We start from the raw sequence: 18,819 nt of genomic DNA, 5'->3' as shown, positions 1-18,819 counted from the left end.
ACGCGCAGATCCAACCGACGCCTGTTTCGAGGTCCGGGTTCGGACCCCGCCTGAGCGATCCTTGCGGCGACGTCGGATATGCCAGACCCGGCTGACAGCCGAAGTCGGAATCGGGCACCTTTGCCATCGCGCCCGGCGCGGCGCCCGGACCCGTGCGGACCTTACCGGCCCGCTTCCAGGGCCTCGATCCGGGATTTCAGTGCCTCGTTTTCCTCACGCGCCTTCTGCGCCATCGCGCGAACCGCGTCGAATTCCTCACGCGTGACGAAATCGCGATCGGCCAGCCAGCGGTCGACCATGCTTTTCATCGCGGTCTCTGCTTCGTCCTTCGCGCCCTGGGCCACGCCCATCGCATTGGTCATCAGTTTCGACATGTCGTCGAGAAATTTGCTCTTGGTCTGCATTTCGGCCTCTGGGATTTACATTCCCCGTCTATATGGCGCGCAGGCGGAGTGACCTCAAGGTTGACTTCGCCGCTGAACCAACCAACAGAGTGCCGCCATGCAAGCCGTCCTGCAATTCCCCGACCTCGACCCCGAGATCTTCGCGATTTCCGTGCTCGGGCTGGAGTTTGCGCTGCGCTGGTATGCGCTGGCCTATATCGCGGGGATCGTGATCGGCTGGCGCTTGGTCGTTATGCTCGTCAACCACGCCAAGCTGTGGCCGGAAAACCGCGCGCCGATGACGGCCGCCCAGGTGGAACAGTTGCTGACCTGGATCATCCTTGGCGTGATTCTCGGAGGCCGGCTGGGATTCGTGATCTTCTACAAGCCCGGCTACTACCTGTCGCATCCTTGGGAAATCCCGATGCTCTGGCATGGCGGCATGGCCTTTCACGGCGGCCTTCTGGGCGTGATGCTGGCGCTGATTATGTTCACGCGGAAACACGATATCCCGCTGCTGTCCGCCTCCGACGCGCTGGCCATAGCCGCCCCACAGGGCCTGCTGTTCGGACGTTTGGCCAATTTCATCAATGCCGAGCTGTGGGGCCGCCCGTCCGATGTGCCCTGGGCAATGGTCTTTCCGGGCGATCTTGCCCAGTTCTGCCCCGGCTGGGATCAGGTCCCCTGCGCGCGCCACCCCTCGCAGCTATACGAGGCAACGCTGGAAGGGCTGGTCCTTGGCGCGGTGATCCTGTGGCTGGTCCTGCGGCGCGATGCGCTGAAACGGCCCGGTTTCATCGCGGGGGTGTTCTTCCTCGGCTATGGCATAGGACGCATCTTCGTGGAGTTCTTCCGGCAGGCCGATTTCCAGTTCGTCAGCCCCGATAACCCGATGGGCTATGCAGTGCACTGGCAGGGCGCCGGTCTGACGCAGGGCCAGCTTTTGTCGATACCGCTGATCGTTCTGGGGCTCGCCTTCATCGCCACCGCACGCTTTCGGCGGACATGACACCACTGGCGAAGCTACTTTCCCGGCGAATTGCCGCGACCGGTCCGATCACTGTCGCCGAGTTCATGGGGGAGTGCCTGTTGCACCCCGAGCATGGCTACTACTCAACCCGCGACCCGTTCGGCGCGGCGGGGGATTTCACCACGGCCCCGGAAATCAGCCAGATGTTCGGCGAACTGCTTGGCCTGTGGCTGGCACAGGTCTGGCTGGATCAGGGCGCCCCGGCCCGTGTGACACTTGCCGAACTGGGGCCGGGGCGCGGCACGCTGATGGCGGATATCCTGCGCGCGACAAAGGCCCTGCCCGGATTTCACGACGCCGCGCATGTTCATCTGGTCGAGGCCTCCCCCGCCTTGCGCGCCGTGCAGCGGCAGACCCTTGACGGCCATGACATCACATGGCTCGACCGGCCGGAGGACTTGCCAGACGCTCCCCTCCTGCTGGTCGCGAACGAGTTCTTCGACGCCCTTCCGATCCGCCAGTTCCAACGCGATCCCGCAGGCTGGCGCGAACGTCAGGTCGGCATTGTCGACGACCATCTGGGCTTTGGTCTGTCCGCCCCTGCCCCTCTGGCGCAGCTTGACCATCGCCTTGACGACACCGCGCCCGGCGATCTGGTCGAAACCTGCCCCGCGGCCCAACCCATTATGGCAGAAGTCGCAAGGCGCATCGCCATCCACGGCGGGGCGGCGCTGATTGCCGACTATGGCGGGTGGCGATCATACGGTGACACGTTGCAGGCCGTGCGCCAGCACCGCCCCGAACCGCCGCTGGACAATCCCGGCGCCGCCGATCTGACCGCCCATGTCGATTTCGAGGCGCTGGCAAAGGCTGCGACAGACGTGCGGGTGAGTGCCATGACCGCTCAAGGGGTGTTTCTCGAACGGCTTGGCATCACGCAGCGCGCGCAAATTCTCGCCCGTGGGATGACCGGCGCGGCCCTCGAAAGTCATATTGCCGCACATCGCCGCTTGACCCACCCACAGGAAATGGGAACGCTCTTCAAGATTCTCGCGCTGACACCAAAGGGCAGTCCACCCCCGCCCGGAGCCGACCCATGACGCTCGAAATCCTGACCTCGGACGCATTGTCCCCCATGCGTCACGGCTTTTTCACCCGCCGCGGCGGGGCGTCTTCTGGCATATTCTCGGGCCTGAATTGCGGCGGGGGCTCGTCCGACCAGTCGAATGTCGTCGCCATCAACCGCGCCCGGGTCGCCGCGTCGCTGGGGCTGGATGCCAAACGCCTGATCACGGTCAACCAGGTCCACTCCGCCGATGTCGCCGTGATCGAAGGGCCCCTTTCGGAACTGCCACGGGCAGACGGTCTTGTGACAAAGCGCCCGGGCCTTGCCCTTGCGGTTCTGACCGCCGATTGCCAGCCCGTGCTTTTTGCCGACCGGGAGGCCTGTGTCGTGGGCGCCGCCCATGCGGGCTGGCGCGGCGCTCTTGGCGGTGTGCTTGAGGCCACGCTCGACGCGATGGAAACGCTCGGCGCCAACCGCGGCAACACGGTTGCCATCATCGGCCCGACGATCAGCCAGCGCGCCTATGAGGTCGGGCCCGAGTTCTTTGAAACCTTCATGGACGAGACAGCCGAGAACGGCCGGTTCTTCGCCTCGGGCAAGGGCGACCGGATGATGTTCGACCTGCCGGCCTACAGCCTTGCGCGGTTGCGCAAGGCCGGCATCGGACAGGCCGCGTGGACGCGCCATTGCACCTATTCCGATCCCGAACGGTTCTTTTCCTATCGCCGAAGCGTGCATGAGCACGAGGTCGATTACGGGCGGCTGATCTCGGCGATCCGGCTTTGACCCAGCCGGCACAGCCCGAAAGGACATCGCGATGCCGCCGAAGGACCCGTTCCGCCCAGCCGATGATGCGGCGCGGGATCTGGCGGCCCGACTGATCGGACATGCCCGGTTCGCAGCGCTGGGCGTTTTGCTGGACGGGGCACCCTTCGTGACACGCATCGCGCTTGCACCGGGGTCGATCACGGGCGCGATCACGCTGATTTCCGACTTGGCCCCCCATACACACGCCCTTCGGCAAGCGCCGCTCTGTTCGCTTATGGTCGGGGAACCGGGGGACAAGGGCGATCCGCTGACCCATCCCCGCCTGACCGTTCAGGCGCGGGCGAGCTTCATCCCGCGCGACAGCGCAGAGCGGGCTGACATGCGCGCGCACTACCTCTCGTTTCAACCGAAGGCCCAGCTTTACGTGGATTTCGCCGATTTCCACTTCGTCCTGTTCGAACCGCTTTCCGGCCATCTGAACGGGGGCTTTGGACAGGCCTTTCGGCTGACTGCCGCGGACCTAGGTGAGCCACGCCGCTAACACTCAGGTCATGGGCGGCGGCACCGGCAGAAACCGAACAGCGTCGATGCGCCAGCCCTCTTCGGTCTCGATCATCTCGTATTCCAGCCGGAATGGGCGCCCGGCGCGGTCGGATATCTCGACAATCTGGCGCCGGGCCTTGCCGTCCCCATCAAGCTGCAGGAACCGGACATCCCCGGGACGCCAGACCATGGGATAGCCGTTCTTCACCATTTCACCGAAACGCCCCGCCATGCCGAAGTGATCGCGCAACCCCGGCGACGCAAAGGAGAACGCCCGGTCGATGTCATCCACAAGAAATGCCGAAATCTGGTCGGAGATGACGCCCTGTACCGCATCCGACACCGGCCCCGCGCGAAGCGGCAGCGCGGCCCAGACCGCCATCGCCAACACGGCACCGAACCTGAACATCGACCTCTCCCTTGGCTGGAAATCTCTGGACGTCTACATTCAAGGTACGACGCCCGGACCGCAGCGGTTCACAGGCCGGGAAGGAATTTAACGAGGGGACCCGTTCGACCGATGGCCTACCGGATGAAAGCCTCCGACAAGTCCACGCAGGATGCGCTGCGCCGGATCGCGACCGAAGAGATCGACGCGGGCCTTGCCGAACTCGACGACCCCGGCATCGACCTGCATGAAAAGGTCCACCAGTTGCGCAAACGCGCGAAAAAGCTCCGCGGGCTGATCCGGCTCTACCGGCCGGCCTTTCCCGATTTCGAGGCAGAGAATGCCGTGATCCGCGACGCGGCCCGGCGCCTGTCAGCCCTGCGCGACAGGGAAGGGATGGTTGAAACCTATGACAAGCTTGTCGCTGCCACCGGTGCGACCGAGTTCGCGCCGGTCCGCGACCACCTGGTGGCAAACCGCGATGCGGCGGCGGCCAAGGCCCATGTCGAGGATGACCTTGCCGCCTTTCGCGAGGAATTCGAGACGCTGCGCCAGCGGGCCGCGCATTGGAAACTGAAGACGAAAGGGTTCGCCGCGATCCGCGCCGGTCTGGAAAAGACCTTCGGCCGGGCCCGCAAGGCGCGGCAGGCCGCGGCGGACGTGCCGGACGAGCTTTCGATCCACGAATGGCGGAAGCGCGTGAAATACCATTGGTATCACACCCGGCTCCTGTCCCCGCTCAAGGACGACATCCTGTCGCGCCGCGCCACGCAGACACGGGATCTTTCGGAACTTCTCGGCGACCACCACGACCTGTCGGTGCTGGACGATTTCATCGCGGCCTCCGGCGATCTGCCGGGCGATCCCGCGCTCTGGGCGGCGTTCCGCACCCGGATTGCCGACCGTCAGAAGGTTCTGGAAGACGAGGCGCAAAGCCTCGGCACGCGGCTCTTTGCAAGCTCGCCAAAGGATCTGGGCAAGCGGTGGGCAGGCTGGTGGCGGGATTGGCGGTCCGCGTGACCCCGATCAGTGCGTAAACCGAACGGCCCCGATGTAGGGCAGGTTCCGGTTCCGTTGGGCATAGTCGATCCCGTAGCCCACCACGAACTTGTCCGGTATCTCGAAACCGACCCAGTCGGCCTGAACGTCGACCTCACGCCGCGAGGGTTTGTCAAGCAGCGCGCAGCACTTCAACCGGGCCGGTTTGCGCCCCTCCAGCAGGTGCAGGACATGGGCGAGCGTGTGGCCCGTGTCGACGATATCTTCCACCACCAGCACGTCGCGCCCCTCGATCTCACCGCGCAGGTCCTTCAGGATACGTACCTCGCGTGAGCTTTCGGTGGAATTGCCGTAGGATGACGTCTCGATGAAATCGACCTCCACCGGCAGGTGCAGTTCGCGTACCAGATCGGCGATGAAGATGAATGACCCGCGCAACAACCCCACGACGACCAGCTTGTCGGTATCGCCGAAATGGTCCGTGATCTCATGCGCCAGTGCTTCCACGCGGGCGGCGATGGTCTTCGCCGACAGCAGTTCGTCTATGACATATGGTCCCGCGGCCATGGCTGCCCCCTTGATTTCATGGCCGTCATAGCAGAAACGGCTCCCCACTGTCAGCAGCCAGCAGGTCCCATGCCCAGCCATTCGGAAAACCGCGAGATGCCCTACACCGCGCAGCAGATGTACGATCTGGTGGCGGACGTGGCGTCCTACCCGCAATTTCTGCCATGGACCGCTGCGGCGCGCATCCGTTCCCGCACGGATTTCGGCGACAACGAGGTGATGGAGGCGGACCTTGTTATCTCGTTCAAGGTGTTCCGCGAACGGTTCGGCAGCCGGGTGACACTCTGGCCCGGCCAGCACCGGATCGACACCGAATACCTGGACGGCCCGTTCCGCTATCTCAGATCCTACTGGAAATTCGAGGATATCGGCGCCGACCGCTGCAAGGTCGAGTTCTTCGTCGATTTCGAATTCAAGAACCGCGTCCTGCAAGGTGTGATCGGCGCCGTCTTCAACGAGGCGATGCAGCGCATCGTCCGCGCGTTCGAGGACCGGGCGAAAGCGTTGTACGGAAAAAAGACGTAGTCAGGGGCGCGCTGTCGCGCAGGGCCGATGCCAACGGCACAGCGGATCAGGGGTGTTCCGACAGGGCAGCGATCAACATTTTCAGTGCATGATCGCGCGTGGCTGCACGGACATTCGCCCGGCCGAGGGCACCGAAATCGACCGTTTCAGTCACAGGTTCTGATTCCCTGCGGGCCAGCCCGAAACAAACCCGGCCTTCCGGCTTGAACTCCGATCCGCCGGGCCCCGCAATTCCCGTTACCGCAACCGACACCGCCGCATCCGACCGGGCCAACGCCCCGGCGGCCATCTCGGCCGCGACCTCTTCCGACACCGCCCCATGCGCGGCAAGCGTCGCCTCGGACACCCCCAGCATGGCTGTCTTGGCCGCGTTCGAATAGGTCACAAAGCCCCTGTCGAACACGCTGGAGGAACCCGGCACATCAGTGATCGCCGCAGAGATCATGCCGCCCGTGCAGCTTTCGGCCGTTGCGATCATGACACCGCGATCACGCGCAAGGGCGACAAGGGTTTCCGAGATCGAGCTCACATCAGCACGATATGCGAGACGGCCGCAAGCACAAGAACCACGATGGCGGCCACGATACCGGCCAGCACATCATCCAGCATCACACCCAAGGGCGTCTTCATCCGGTCGGCCCAGCCGATGGGCCACGGTTTCCAGATGTCGAACAGGCGAAAGCCAAGGAATGCCGCGATCCAGCCGGGATAGAGGGCAAGAATCTCCGCCCCCGCGGCCCAGGCCCCGAATGACACGGGCAGCAGGGCAATCCACATCCCCGCCACCTCGTCGATCACGAACTCTGACCGATCCGGGTCGGACAACCCGGCAGAGGCCGCCTTGACCGACCACCAGCCCACAAGGGTCACCAAGACAATGGCCAGAAGCGCAAGCCAAGGGCCGCCAAGGACGTGCAACGCCCAGAAGATCGGCAAGGCGGCCAACGACCCCCACGTCCCCGGCGCCGGGCGCAGCAGCCCTACACCGAAGGCCGTCGCGATCCGGCGCGCGGGCGTCACGGCCGCACCAGCGTGACGGTTGCCAGCGCCGCGATGCCTTCCTCGCGACCGGTGAAGCCCAGCCGTTCCGACGTGGTGGCCTTGACGCTGACCCGGTCGAGTTCCATGCCCATCAGCCGCGCCATTTCCGCGCGCATCGCGCCGGCGACGGGGCCGATCTTGGGCCGTTCGCAAATCAGGGTGAGGTCCGCATTGGCAATGCGATAGCCCCGCTCCCCGGCAAGGTTCACCGCGTGCTTCAGGAAGATATCCGACGGCGCACCCTTCCATTGCGGATCGGAGGGCGGAAAGTGCTGGCCGATATCGCCATCCGCCAGTGCCCCGTAGATCGCGTCGGTCACCGCGTGCATGCCCACATCGGCATCGGAATGCCCTTTCAGCGCATGGGTATGGGGCACCTTGATCCCGCACAGGATCACCCCGTCGCCCTCGCAAAAGGCGTGCACGTCGAACCCGTTGCCGCAGCGAATATCCATGTCCCTCTCCCGCAAGACCCGCTCTGCGCGGGCGAAATCCTGTTTGTGGGTGATCTTCAGATTGTCCTCGTCCCCCGCGACGATCGCCACGTCAAGACCGGCGGCCAGCGCAACCTCGACATCGTCTGCGGCCCCGCCCGGGTGGTCCGCATGGGCGGCGAGGATTGCCCGAAGGTGAAAACCCTGCGGCGTCTGCGCGCGAAACAGCCCGTCGCGCGGATGGGGGGCCTGCACCTTGCCGTCAGCCCCCTTCCACAGCGCATCGGTGACCGGCAGCGCCGGCGCAGCCCCGGGGTTGTCGTCCAGCGCATCGATCACCCGGTCGATCAGGTCCGGCGTCACAAGCGGGCGGGCCCCGTCATGGATCAGCACCCGTTCGGTTCCCTCGGGCGCCGCGTTCAACCCCGCCTGAACCGAGGCATCGCGCGTGGCCCCACCCGGCACGGTGATGACGTCGATCTCCAGCCCCTGCATCGCGTCGGCAAACAGATCGTCATCATCGGGGTGCAGCACGACCACCACGCCCGTCACACGTGGATGCGCATCGAAGGCGGCGACCGTGTGGCCCAGCACCGCCCTGCCGCCAAGCGCCTGATATTGCTTGGGCCGGTCACCGCCCACCCTTGTACCGCGCCCCGCGGCCACGATGATTGCCGTGACTGACATGTCCCACCCCGAAATCAGCGTCGCGTCTCTTTAGGCGGGGTCGCGATGCAGAGCAATGGGGCAATCTGCCGGTCGAATATGCCGAAATTTTGGGCAATGCACTTTTGAAGGGTTGCATGCCGGTCGCCTGCAATTGCCATTCGGTTCAAGGCGCACTAATTCGCGGGTAATCGCACAAGGATTCATCACTTGTCCATTCAGGTGGCAGACATCACCCTCGATCCGCCGGTATTTCTGGCGCCGATGGCGGGCATTACCGATGTGCCGTTCCGTCGGCTGGTCGCGTCGTTCGGCGCGGGCCTTGTCGTGTCCGAAATGGTCGCCAGCCAGGAAATGGTGCAGGCGAAACCGGGCGTGCGCGAACGGGCAGAGCTTGGTCTGGGCGAGGTTGCAACCGCTGTTCAGCTTGCCGGGCGCGACCCGGTCTGGATGGCCCGCGCCGCCCGCATGGTGGAAGAAAACGGCGCCCGGATGATCGATATCAACATGGGCTGCCCGGCGAAAAAGGTCGTGGGCGGCTATTCCGGTTCGGCCCTGATGCGCGACCTTGACCGTGCACTGGCCCTGATCGACGCGGTGGTCGGCGCGGTCTCGATCCCCGTCACGCTGAAAACCCGGCTGGGATGGGATGACGAGATGCAGAACGCCCCCGACCTCGCCCGCCGGGCCGAGGCTGCCGGGGTGCAGATGATCACCATTCACGGGCGCACCCGCTGCCAGTTCTACAAGGGCCGGGCCGACTGGGCCGCCATCCGCGCCGTGACAGAGGCAGTGGGGATTCCCGTGATTGCCAATGGCGATATCGTCGATACGACCAGCGCGCGGCAGGCGCTTGCGGACTCCGGCGCCCAGGGCGTTATGGTCGGTCGCGGCGCCCAGGGCGCGCCGTGGCGGCTTGGCCAGATCGCGGCGGGGCTTGACGGCAAAACCGAACCGCACGCGCCGAAGGGCGCAGAACTGGCACGCGTGGTCGCGGATCACTACGAGGCGATGCTGTCGTTCTACGGCCGCGACCTTGGCCTGCGCGTGGCGCGCAAGCATCTTGGCTGGTACATGGACGGCGCCGGAGCCGCGCGCGCCCTGCGCCAGCGCGTGTTGACAGAACGTGACCCCGAACAGGTCTTGGCCATGCTGCCCGATGCGATGGCCCAGCAAACGGCGAGGGCCGCCGCATGACCCTCGACCAGGACGCGATCTGGACGGCGCTGCCGATCCCGGCTTTCCTGCTGGACGCAGAGGACCGCATCGCCGAAATCAATCCGGCCGCGGAACTCTTTGTGAATTCCACCATAAAAGGCCTGCGCGAAGTGCCCGTCTTCGACAGGCTTGCCGTCGATGCCCCCCTTGACGAGGCGTTCGAGCGGGTCCGCAGCAACCATGCGGCGCTCTTCATCAACGACGTCGAAGTCAGCGCCGGCAACCGCCCCCCGGTGCATTGCAACGTCCAGATCGCCCCGATGAACGACCCGGCGGAACATGTGCTGTTGCTGATCACACCGCGAGAGATCGCCGGGCGCCTTGGCCGTGCGCATTCGGTGCAATCGGCCGCGAAATCGGCCATCGGCATGGCTGAAATGCTGGCCCACGAGATCAAGAACCCGCTTGCCGGGATCACCGGCGCGGCGCAGTTGCTGTCCATGAGCCTCAGCAATGGCGACCGGGAGATGACCGACCTGATCGTCGCCGAAAGCCGCCGCATCGTGAAACTGCTGGATCAGGTCGAACAATTCGGCAATCTCAGCCCGCCGGCCTGCAAGGCGGTCAACATCCATGACATTCTGGACCGGGTGCGCAAATCGGCTGCAGTGGGCTTTGCGGCGAACATGCGGATTGTAGAGGACTACGACCCCTCGTTGCCGCCGACATGGGCCGATTCAGACCAGCTGATTCAGGTGGTCACGAACCTGATCAAGAACGCGGCACAGGCCGCGGGGCCCGCCGGCGGCACGATCCACCTGCGCACCTTCTATGACCTGTCGCTGAGAATGCGCCACCCCGACGGATCGGGCGTCCCCGTGCCGCTTCAGGTGGAGATCATCGACGACGGTCCCGGCCTTCCCCCCGAGATCGCAGGCGATATCTTCGAGCCCTTCATATCGGGCAGGGAAAACGGCACCGGGCTGGGTTTGGCCCTGGTGTCCAAGATCATTTCAGACCACGGCGGCTGGATCGCGGTCGACTCGGTGCCCGGGCGCACCGTGTTCCGAATTTCGCTGCCCGTGGCACCAAAAGAATAGAGAGGACTGAGCATCATGGACGGAACCGTACTTGTCGCAGACGACGACCGCACGATCCGCACCGTTCTGACACAGGCGCTGACCCGGGCGGGCTGCAAGGTGCATGCAACCTCGTCGCTGACGACGCTGATGCGCTGGGTGGGTGAGGGCAAGGGGGATCTGGTGATCTCCGACGTGATCATGCCCGACGGCAACGGACTGGAAATGCTGCCCAAGATCGGGCAGGAGCGCCCCGGCCTGCCGGTGATCGTGATCTCGGCGCAGAACACGATCATGACCGCGATTCAGGCGGCGGAGGCAGAGGCCTATGACTATCTGCCCAAACCCTTCGACCTGCCCGACCTGATGAAACGCGCCGCTCGCGCGCTCGAAACAAAGCGCCGGGTGCGCAGCGGCCCGCGCGATCTGCCCGACACGACCTCGGCCGATCAGGACGATCTGCCGCTTGTGGGTCGAACGCCGCAGATGCAGGCGCTTTACCGGCTGGTGGCCCGGGTGATGAATGCCGATCTGCCGGTTCTGATCACCGGCGAGTCCGGCACCGGCAAGTCGCTGATTGCCCGCGCGATCCACGACTTCTCCGACCGCCGGTCCCTGCCCTTCGTGATTGCCACCGCGGCCGATCTGGCCGGCGCCGATGGCCCCTCGACGCTGGTGGCCCGGGCCAAGGGCGGGTCGATCCTGTTCGACGAGGTCGCCGATTTCGACGAGGACGCGCAGGCCCGGATCGTGCGCATGCTGGACAGTTTCGGCGACACCGCCCCGCGGGTCATGGCGACCAGCCAGTCCGACCTGATGTCGCGCATGGAAGCGGGCGAATTCCGGCAGGACCTGTTCTATCGCCTGGGCGGCGTCAGCGTGGCCGTGCCCAGCTTGCGTGAACGGGTGGACGACATCCCGCTTCTGGCCGACCACTTCCTGACACGGTCCGAACGCGACGGCTCTGCCCCCCGCTCCATCGCCGATGACGCGATGGAACTGATCCGCGCCTATAGCTGGCCCGGCAATGTGCGCCAGCTTGAACACACGATCCGCCGTCTGATGGTGACCAGTTCCGAGGAGATCATCACCCGCACCGAAGTCGAGGCCGTTCTTGGCAACCAGCCCGAGATCGAGCCCCTTGTCGGCGGCGGTGACGGGGAAAAACTGTCGGCCTCGGTCGCCAAGCACCTGCGCCGCTACTTCGATCTGCATGGCGGGGTGTTGCCGCCCCCGGGCCTTTATTCCCGGATCCTGCGCGAGGTGGAGTTGCCGTTGATCGAAATCGCCCTCGACGCAACCGGCGGCAATCAGGCCAAATGTGCTGACCTGCTTGGAATCAACCGCAATACCTTGAGAAAAAAGATCACCGACCTTGATATCCGCGTGACACGCCGCCGCAAGTTGATGTAAATTGGCAACATCACGTGGCGGGAACGACGCAGCGTTTCCGGCCCAATAAATTCGCCGCATGAGTGTGGCGCAAGGGAACGAGGCAAGCGGTGGCACGCGCCACAGGCAGACATTTGCTGGAGCGGCTCTGGCAGAGGCGCAGGTCGCGCCGGCTTCAGAATACCGCAACGCTGGGCATGGTGGTGCTGGGGCCGCTTCTGGCCATAGGCACCTTCCTGTTGCTCGGCCCGCTTGGGCAGGGGGCGGGCTCCAACGGTTTGCGGGTCATCGTTCTGGCAGACCTCGTCTATGCGCTGGTCCTTGCCAGCCTCGTGGTGCAGCGGATCGCCCGGATGATCGCCGCGCGGCGTCGCCGGTCGGCCGGGTCGCGACTGCACCTGCGCCTGACCGCGGTCTTCGCGCTGGTGGCCCTTATCCCCACCGTTCTGGTCGCGGTCTTTGCCGGCCTGACGATCAATATCGGGCTTGAGGGCTGGTTTTCCGACCGGGTGCGCAACGTGGTCGGCGCATCCCTTTCGGCGGCAGAGGCCTATGAAGACGAACACCGCCGGGACCTGTCTACCGATGCCGAGGCGCTGGCCCGCTATCTGAACCTTGCGCGGCAATCGACATTCCTGTTGTCGGACGGCGAGGTGCGCCAGCTTCTGACCCAGATTCAGGGGCGCGTTCAGCGCGGCCTGAAAGAGGCCTATGTCATCAACGGCGCGGGCGAGATCATGGCCCGCGGCGACCGCTCTTACCTCTTCGATTTCGAGCAACCCTCGCCCGCAGATATCGCGCGCGCCAATGCCGGCGAGACCGTGATCGTCGAGGATTGGGACAATAACGAGTTCCGCGCCCTGATCGCCCTGACGGCCTTTGCCGACCGCCTGCTATATGTCTCGCGCAGTGTGGATGGAGAGCTTCTGGGCCTTCTGGACGATACGCAGGAAAGCGTCCGCCTCTATCACCAGCTTGAAAACGAGCGCGGGAAGGTCCTGTTCGAATTCGGCCTTCTCTATCTGGGCTTTGCCGTGATCCTGATCCTTGCCGCCGTGTGGCTTGGACTTTGGTTCGCCGAACGGCTATCCCGCCCGGTCGGGCGCCTTGCCGGGGCGGCGCAGCGTGTGGGCGCGGGAGATCTTGACGTGCGTGTGCGCGAGGAATCGGGCGACGACGAAATCGCCATGCTGGGCCGTATATTCAACCAGATGACCCGGCAACTGAAAGGCCAGCGCGAGGCGCTTCTGGAAAACAACCGCCAGATCGAACTTCGCCGGCGGTTGTTCGATTCCGTGCTGTCCTCGGTCACGGCGGGGGTCATGGGGCTGGATGCCGATGGCCGGGTGGAGTTTCTGAACCGGTCTGCCGTGACGCATCTGCAACTGGATGAGGACGCGGCCCACGGCACGCCCTTGGCCGACACCGTGCCCGAATTCGCCGCCCTTCTGGAAAAGCTGCGCGCAGGTCCCCGCGGCGTGGCGCAGGAGGAACTTCGTCTGACCCGCCACGGCAAGATGGAAAACCTGCTGGTCCGCATGGCCACGCGCCGCGGCGCCGAGGGCGGGCTGGAAGGCTATGTGGTGGCCTTCGACGACGTGACCGACCTAGTGACGGCACAGCGCATGGCCGCCTGGGGCGATGTCGCACGCCGCATCGCGCATGAGATCAAGAACCCGCTGACCCCGATCCAGTTGTCAGCAGAACGTATCAAGCGCAAGTTCCGCGCAGCCGCCGGCGATCAGGCCGAGGCATTGGACCAGTTGACCGACGTGATCGTTCGCCAGACGGGCGATCTGCGACGCATCGTCGACGAGTTCTCCAAATTCGCCCGGATGCCGGAGCCTGACCGGAAGCAGGTCGACCTTGCCGAACTGGTGCGCGACGCGGTCGTGCTACAGGAAAGTGGCCAGCCGGGGGTGCGGTTCACAAGCGACCTGCCCCAAGGCCCAGTGCCCGCGGAACTGGACGCGACGATGGTGTCACAGGCCCTGACCAACCTGATCAAGAACGCGGGCGAAGCCATCGACAGCTACCGCGACACGGGGGCCGCGCCCGAAGGGTATGAACCCGAAATCCGCGTGTCGCTGAGCCAGTCGGACGCGGCCGCGGTGATCCGGATTGCCGACAACGGGATCGGCCTGCCCGAAGATCGCGGGCGGCTCTTCGAACCCTATGTCACGACGCGGGACCACGGCACCGGGCTGGGCCTGCCCATCGTCAAGAAGATCATCGAGGAACATGGCGGGCGGCTGGATTTGCACGATGCCGACCCGTTCCAGCCGGGGGCGCATATCGGGGCCTTGGCGGAAATCCGGCTGCCGGTGCTGGCCGAACGCGACGACGCGGCCCGATTGACCGACGCAATGACACGACTTGAGGCGCTGACAGGGGAGTAGACCATGGGCGATATTCTGATCGTCGACGACGAACGCGACATTCGTGAACTGATCGCGGACATCCTGCAGGACGAGGGGTTCACGACACGGCTTGCCGCGAATTCCGATACCTGCATGGCGGAGATCAATTCCGACCCGCCCGCGCTGATCATCCTGGACATCTGGCTGAAAGACAGCCGGATGGACGGCATCGACATCCTGTCGACGGTGAAGCGCTCGAACCCCGATATCCCCATCGTCATCATTTCAGGGCATGGCAATATCGAGATCGCGGTCGCCGCCATCAAGCAGGGGGCCTACGACTTCATCGAGAAGCCCTTCAACATCGATCAGTTGCTGGTGGTGATCCGCCGCGCGATGGAGGCTTCGCGCCTGCGCCGCGAAAACGTGGAACTGAAACGGCGCGACGTGGCACAGGCAGAGATGATCGGTGCCAGCCCCGCCTTCAAGGCGCTGAAATCGCAGCTCGACAAGGTCACCAAGTCCAACGGCCGCGTGATGCTGACGGGCCCCTCCGGCTGCGGCAAGGAGGTCGCCGCCCGCTTTATCCACGCCAATTCAAACCGGGCCTCCGGCCCTTTCGTCGTCGTCAACTCTGCCTCGATCGAGCCGGAGCGGATGGAGGAGGTTCTATTTGGCCGTGAAAGCACCGCCCGCGGGGTGGAACCGGGCCTTCTGGAACAGGCCCATGGGGGTGTGATCTTCTTCGACGAAATTGCCGACATGCCGCTTGGGACGCAATCGAAGATCCTGCGCGTTCTTGTCGACCAGCAGTTCCAGCGCGCCGGGGGGGCCGACAATGTCCGCGTCGACCTGCGGGTGATTTCATCGACCACGCGCGATCTGCCCTCCGAGATCGAGGCCGGCACGTTCCGCGAGGAACTCTATCACCGGCTGAACGTCGTCCCGATCCAGGTGCCCGCCCTTGACGAACGGCGCGAGGACATCCCCGAACTGGCCAACCATTTCATCGAGACCTTCAACCGGGAGCAGGGCCTGCCCCTGCGCGCGCTGTCGGGAGAGGCCGAGGCGATGCTGCAGACCATGACGTGGCCCGGCAATGTGCGGCAGTTGAAGAACGTGATCGAGCGGGTGCTGATCCTGGGCGAGAGCAGCGGCGAGATCACATCGTCCGAACTGCCCAGCACTGGCGGTGACGACGACGAACGGGTCCTGCTGTCGGGTAGCCTTGCCACCCTGCCCCTGCGCGAAGCGCGCGAGTTGTTCGAACGCGAATACCTGCTGACCCAGATCAACCGCTTCGGCGGCAACATCTCGCGCACCGCCAGTTTCGTGGGCATGGAACGCTCAGCCCTGCACCGGAAACTGAAATCTCTGGGCGTCGTCACCTCTGCCAAAACGGGCGCGCGCGTGGCCCATGTGGAAGAAGCAGAGGCGGCCGATTGACCGGCCGCGCCCCTTCTGCAATGCATGAGGCAAGTTTGCCAGTCGGAACGGTTGAATGAAGGTCATCATCTGCGGTGCAGGCCAGGTGGGCTGGCAGATCGCCCGGCACCTGTCGGGGGAGCGCAACGACGTTACCGTCGTCGATTTCAACCCCGATCTGGTGCAGCGGGCGACCGATGCGCTGGACGTGCAGGGGATATCGGGCCATGCCTCCTACCCCGATATCCTTGAGCGCGCGGGCGCGCGCGATGCGGACATGATCATCGCCGCCACCCATTCGGACGAGGTCAACATGGTCGCCTGCCAGGTGGCCCATTCGATCTTTGCCGTCCCGCGCAAGATCGCGCGGCTTCGGGCGCAGTCCTACCTGACTGCGATCTATTCCGACCTATACCGGCGCGACCACATGCCGATCGACGTGGTCATCAGCCCCGAGCGTGAGGTGGCCGAGGCCGCGCTGCAACGGCTGGCCGCCCCGGCCGCCTTTGATACCGAGAGCTTTCTGAAGGGTCAGGCGCAGCTTCTGGGCATCACGCTGGAGGAGGACTGCCCGGTCGTGCACACGCCGCTCCGCCAGTTGACCGACCTGTTTTCCACCCTGCGCGCATTGGTGGTCGGCGTCCGGCGCGAGGGCACGCTGTTCGCCCCGGAACCGGGCGACCAGTTGTTCCCCGAAGATCAGATTTACGTCTTCGCCCATACAGAGGACGTGAACCGGACGCTGGAGATCTTCGGCAAGACCCTGAAAAAACAGGAACGGGTCGTCATCATCGGCGGCGGCAATGTCGGGCTGGCCGTTGCCAAGGCCCTTGAAAACAGCGAGGAGCGCATCCGCGCCAAGGTGATCGAAAAGGACCGCGGCCGGGCCGAGATCGCCGCCGATGAACTGGAACGGACCATCGTGCTGAATGGCGACGGGCTGGACGTCAACCTGCTGAACGAGGCCAATGTTCACCGGGCCGACGCCGTGCTTGCGGTGACGGACGACGACAAGACCAACCTTCTGGCCGCCGTGCGCGCCAAGATGGAAGGCTGCCCTATGGCGATCTGTCTGGTCAACGACCCCTCACTGGTATCGCTGATGGGGCCGCTGGACATCGACGCCTATATCAACCCCCGCGCCACCACGGTCAGTTCGATCCTGCGCCATGTTCGCCACGGGCGTGTGCGCGGCGTCTACTCGATTGGCGATGCCGAGGCCGAGGTGCTGGAGGCGCAGGTTTTGTCGACCTCGCCCATGGCGGGCAAGCGGGTTCAGGATATCGACTTCCCCGAAGGCGCGCTGATGGGGGCCGTGATGAAGGACGGCAAGGTGATCCGCCCCACCGGCACGACGCGCATCGAGGAAGGCGACATGGTGGTCATCTTCTCGCTATCGGCCGACGTGCCGGAGGTGGAGCGCCTGTTGCAGGTCTCCATCGACTTTTTCTGACCGCCCATGAAGCGGCTGGCCGAACTTCCGTTTCTCGTCCTCCTGATGGGCTTCGGCACGGTGGCGATGTTTCCCGTCGTCGTGCTCGCCGTGACAGAGCATGACTGGCAGACCGCCCGCAGCTTTCTCTATGGCGGGTTGCTGTTCACGGTGCTGACCGCCCTTGTGGGGTTCGCCACGATCAACAACGCCAGCACCAACCAGGCCCGCAGCCACCTGTTGGCGATGCTGGGCTTCTACACGGTCCTGCCCCTGATCCTTGCCGTGCCCTTTGCCGAGGCCCAGGGCAATACCGCGTTTCTGGATGCCTATTTCGAAATGGTCTCGTGCTTGACGACGACCGGTGCCTCGCTGTTCGACGACCCGGGCGATCTGTCGGCCGCATTGCATCTTTGGCGTGCCATTGTGGGCTGGCTGGGCGGGTTCTTCCTGTGGGTCACGGCCATCGCGATTCTGGCGCCGATGAATCTTGGCGGGTTCGAGGTCACGGCAAGCCCGGGCGAAGGCACCGGATCGGAACCGCGCTGGGCGGCCGAGTCGCGACAGGCGGCCAATATGCGCGAACGGCTGAAGCGGTTCGGCGCCAAGCTGATGCCGGTCTATGTCGGGCTGACCGCGGGTCTTTGGGTGCTGATGCTGCTGGCCGGCGAAGGGCCGCTGGTCGCGGCCTGTCACGCGATGTCGGTCCTGTCGACCTCGGGCATCTCGCCGGTGGGCGGGGTCCAGTACGGGCATAGCGGCCTGTTGGGCGAGTTCATGCTGTGGTGCTTCTTCCTGTTCGCCTTCTCACGCCAGACCTTCATGCTCGATTTCCGCACCGAAAGCTGGCGCAGCCTGAAAAAGGATGTCGAGATCAAGATGGGCGTCGGAATCGCGTGGGTCGTGACGTTCTTCCTGTTCGCGCGCCACTGGCTGGGCGCCTATGAGGTTTCGGCCGAAGAGGACCTGCTGGCCGCGGTCAAGGCGTTGTGGGGCACGGTGTTCACGGTGACGTCCTACCTGACGACGACGGGGTTTGCGTCCAACGAATGGATCGACGCGCGCGACTGGTCCGGGCTTGCCACGCCCGGGCTGATCCTTGTGGGACTCGCGGTTTTCGGGGGCGGTGTGGCCACGACCGCAGGCGGGGTGAAACTCTTGCGGATCTACGCGCTTTACAAGCACGGCCTGCGCGAGATGGAAAAGCTCGTCCATCCGTCCTCGGTCGGGGGCGCGGGGGCCTTTGCGCGGCGGATCCGGCGGCAGGGGGCGCAGATCGCCTTCGTCTTCTTCATGCTCTTCGCGCTGTCGGTCGCCATGGTGATGACGGCCCTCGGTGCCGCCGGTCTCGACTTCGAGGCCGCCACGATCCTGACGGTCGCAGCCCTGACCACGACCGGCCCGCTGGCCGCCGCGGCCACCGAACCCTCGCTGTCCTATGCCGTGCTGGGGGACGGCGCAAAGATCATCCTGGCGATGGCAATGGTGCTGGGCAGGCTGGAGACCCTTGCAATCATTGCCTTCTTCAACCCCGAGTTCTGGCGGAACTGACGGCAACACCGCGCGCATTTTTCGCGCATGGATCAATCAAGGGGTCTGGAATCTCGATAAACCTCGTTTAAT

At 64.8% G+C, this 18,819-nt stretch carries 19 protein-coding genes; 13 read left to right on the top strand and 6 right to left on the bottom strand.

Annotated features, from left to right (window positions below):
- Positions 1-161: 161 nt before the first annotated feature.
- A complete protein-coding gene (locus tag RGUI_RS19240) occupies positions 162-404 on the bottom strand; it encodes an accessory factor UbiK family protein (RefSeq protein ID WP_081535815.1) in 243 nt (80 codons plus the stop codon).
- Between the two features lie 97 nt (positions 405-501).
- On the opposite strand from RGUI_RS19240, the gene lgt reads away from it, so the two are divergent.
- Genes lgt through RGUI_RS19220 form a run of 4 tightly spaced genes read left to right on the top strand, consistent with a single transcriptional unit; the run spans position 502 to position 3,728 of the window.
- Entirely contained in the window at positions 502-1,392 is an 891-nt protein-coding gene (lgt, locus tag RGUI_RS19235) for a prolipoprotein diacylglyceryl transferase (RefSeq protein ID WP_081535814.1), read from the top strand.
- Positions 1,389-2,453, top strand: coding sequence for a class I SAM-dependent methyltransferase (locus tag RGUI_RS19230; RefSeq protein WP_081535813.1), 1,065 nt, complete (start codon positions 1,389-1,391; stop codon positions 2,451-2,453). Before lgt ends, RGUI_RS19230 begins: the two co-directional genes overlap by 4 nt.
- Entirely contained in the window at positions 2,450-3,205 is a 756-nt protein-coding gene (gene pgeF, locus RGUI_RS19225) for a peptidoglycan editing factor PgeF (protein WP_081535812.1), read from the top strand. Before RGUI_RS19230 ends, pgeF begins: the two co-directional genes overlap by 4 nt.
- A gap of 31 nt (positions 3,206-3,236) precedes the next feature.
- Positions 3,237-3,728, top strand: coding sequence for a HugZ family protein (locus RGUI_RS19220; RefSeq protein ID WP_081535811.1), 492 nt, complete (start codon positions 3,237-3,239; stop codon positions 3,726-3,728).
- Positions 3,729-3,731: 3 nt separating this feature from the next.
- Here the strand turns inward: RGUI_RS19220 and RGUI_RS19215 are convergent, their stop codons facing one another.
- A complete protein-coding gene (locus RGUI_RS19215; RefSeq protein ID WP_081535810.1) occupies positions 3,732-4,139 on the bottom strand; it encodes a DUF4864 domain-containing protein in 408 nt (135 codons plus the stop codon).
- A gap of 123 nt (positions 4,140-4,262) precedes the next feature.
- On the opposite strand from RGUI_RS19215, the gene RGUI_RS19210 reads away from it, so the two are divergent.
- Positions 4,263-5,138 carry a CHAD domain-containing protein gene (locus RGUI_RS19210; protein WP_172841206.1) on the top strand — a complete coding sequence of 292 codons (876 nt, stop codon included), beginning with the start codon at positions 4,263-4,265 and terminating at the stop codon, positions 5,136-5,138.
- 6 nt (positions 5,139-5,144) lie between these two features.
- Here RGUI_RS19210 and hpt read toward each other — a convergent pair whose 3' ends face one another.
- The gene (gene hpt, locus RGUI_RS19205) at positions 5,145-5,684 is read right to left on the bottom strand and encodes a hypoxanthine phosphoribosyltransferase (protein WP_081535808.1); all 540 of its coding nucleotides are present in this window, start codon (positions 5,682-5,684) and stop codon (positions 5,145-5,147) included.
- Between the two features lie 69 nt (positions 5,685-5,753).
- Here hpt and RGUI_RS19200 point away from each other — a divergent pair, with 69 nt between their 5' ends.
- Positions 5,754-6,209, top strand: a complete 456-nt coding sequence (locus RGUI_RS19200; RefSeq protein WP_081535807.1) for a type II toxin-antitoxin system RatA family toxin — start codon at positions 5,754-5,756, stop codon at positions 6,207-6,209.
- A 46-nt stretch (positions 6,210-6,255) separates the two neighbouring features.
- Here RGUI_RS19200 and RGUI_RS19195 read toward each other — a convergent pair whose 3' ends face one another.
- The 3 genes from RGUI_RS19195 to RGUI_RS19185 are packed head-to-tail and all read right to left on the bottom strand — an operon-like array spanning position 6,256 to position 8,371.
- The gene (locus tag RGUI_RS19195) at positions 6,256-6,729 is read right to left on the bottom strand and encodes a CinA family protein (RefSeq protein ID WP_371587440.1); all 474 of its coding nucleotides are present in this window, start codon (positions 6,727-6,729) and stop codon (positions 6,256-6,258) included.
- Positions 6,730-6,734: 5 nt separating this feature from the next.
- Positions 6,735-7,229, bottom strand: coding sequence for a phosphatidylglycerophosphatase A (locus tag RGUI_RS19190; protein ID WP_081535805.1), 495 nt, complete (start codon positions 7,227-7,229; stop codon positions 6,735-6,737).
- Positions 7,226-8,371 (bottom strand): bifunctional 2-C-methyl-D-erythritol 4-phosphate cytidylyltransferase/2-C-methyl-D-erythritol 2,4-cyclodiphosphate synthase, encoded by a 1,146-nt coding sequence (locus tag RGUI_RS19185; RefSeq protein WP_081535804.1) that lies wholly within the window; start codon positions 8,369-8,371, stop codon positions 7,226-7,228. The genes RGUI_RS19190 and RGUI_RS19185 overlap by 4 nt, the downstream gene beginning before the upstream one ends.
- Positions 8,372-8,572: 201 nt before the next feature.
- Between RGUI_RS19185 and dusB the strand changes: the two genes are divergently transcribed.
- From dusB to RGUI_RS19150, 7 genes are all read left to right on the top strand, one after another.
- Entirely contained in the window at positions 8,573-9,547 is a 975-nt protein-coding gene (gene dusB / locus RGUI_RS19180; protein ID WP_371587016.1) for a tRNA dihydrouridine synthase DusB, read from the top strand.
- A complete protein-coding gene (locus RGUI_RS19175; RefSeq protein WP_081535802.1) occupies positions 9,544-10,608 on the top strand; it encodes a nitrogen regulation protein NR(II) in 1,065 nt (354 codons plus the stop codon). Before dusB ends, RGUI_RS19175 begins: the two co-directional genes overlap by 4 nt.
- A gap of 15 nt (positions 10,609-10,623) precedes the next feature.
- Positions 10,624-12,000: a response regulator gene (locus RGUI_RS19170; protein WP_081535801.1), complete on the top strand. Its 1,377-nt coding sequence runs from the start codon at positions 10,624-10,626 to the stop codon at positions 11,998-12,000.
- A 176-nt stretch (positions 12,001-12,176) separates the two neighbouring features.
- Positions 12,177-14,378 carry a PAS domain-containing sensor histidine kinase gene (locus RGUI_RS19165; protein ID WP_081535800.1) on the top strand — a complete coding sequence of 734 codons (2,202 nt, stop codon included), beginning with the start codon at positions 12,177-12,179 and terminating at the stop codon, positions 14,376-14,378.
- 3 nt (positions 14,379-14,381) lie between these two features.
- Positions 14,382-15,785: a sigma-54 dependent transcriptional regulator gene (locus tag RGUI_RS19160; protein ID WP_081535799.1), complete on the top strand. Its 1,404-nt coding sequence runs from the start codon at positions 14,382-14,384 to the stop codon at positions 15,783-15,785.
- A gap of 55 nt (positions 15,786-15,840) precedes the next feature.
- Positions 15,841-17,217 carry a Trk system potassium transporter TrkA gene (gene trkA / locus RGUI_RS19155; protein WP_081535798.1) on the top strand — a complete coding sequence of 459 codons (1,377 nt, stop codon included), beginning with the start codon at positions 15,841-15,843 and terminating at the stop codon, positions 17,215-17,217.
- Between the two features lie 6 nt (positions 17,218-17,223).
- Positions 17,224-18,747: a TrkH family potassium uptake protein gene (locus RGUI_RS19150; RefSeq protein ID WP_081535797.1), complete on the top strand. Its 1,524-nt coding sequence runs from the start codon at positions 17,224-17,226 to the stop codon at positions 18,745-18,747.
- Positions 18,748-18,819 lie beyond the last annotated feature (72 nt).

The organism is Rhodovulum sp. P5, assembly GCF_002079305.1.
Taxonomy (GTDB): domain Bacteria; phylum Pseudomonadota; class Alphaproteobacteria; order Rhodobacterales; family Rhodobacteraceae; genus Rhodovulum.
Note: the sequence above shows the minus strand (reverse complement) of the source record. Positions and strands in the feature narration are given on the sequence as shown.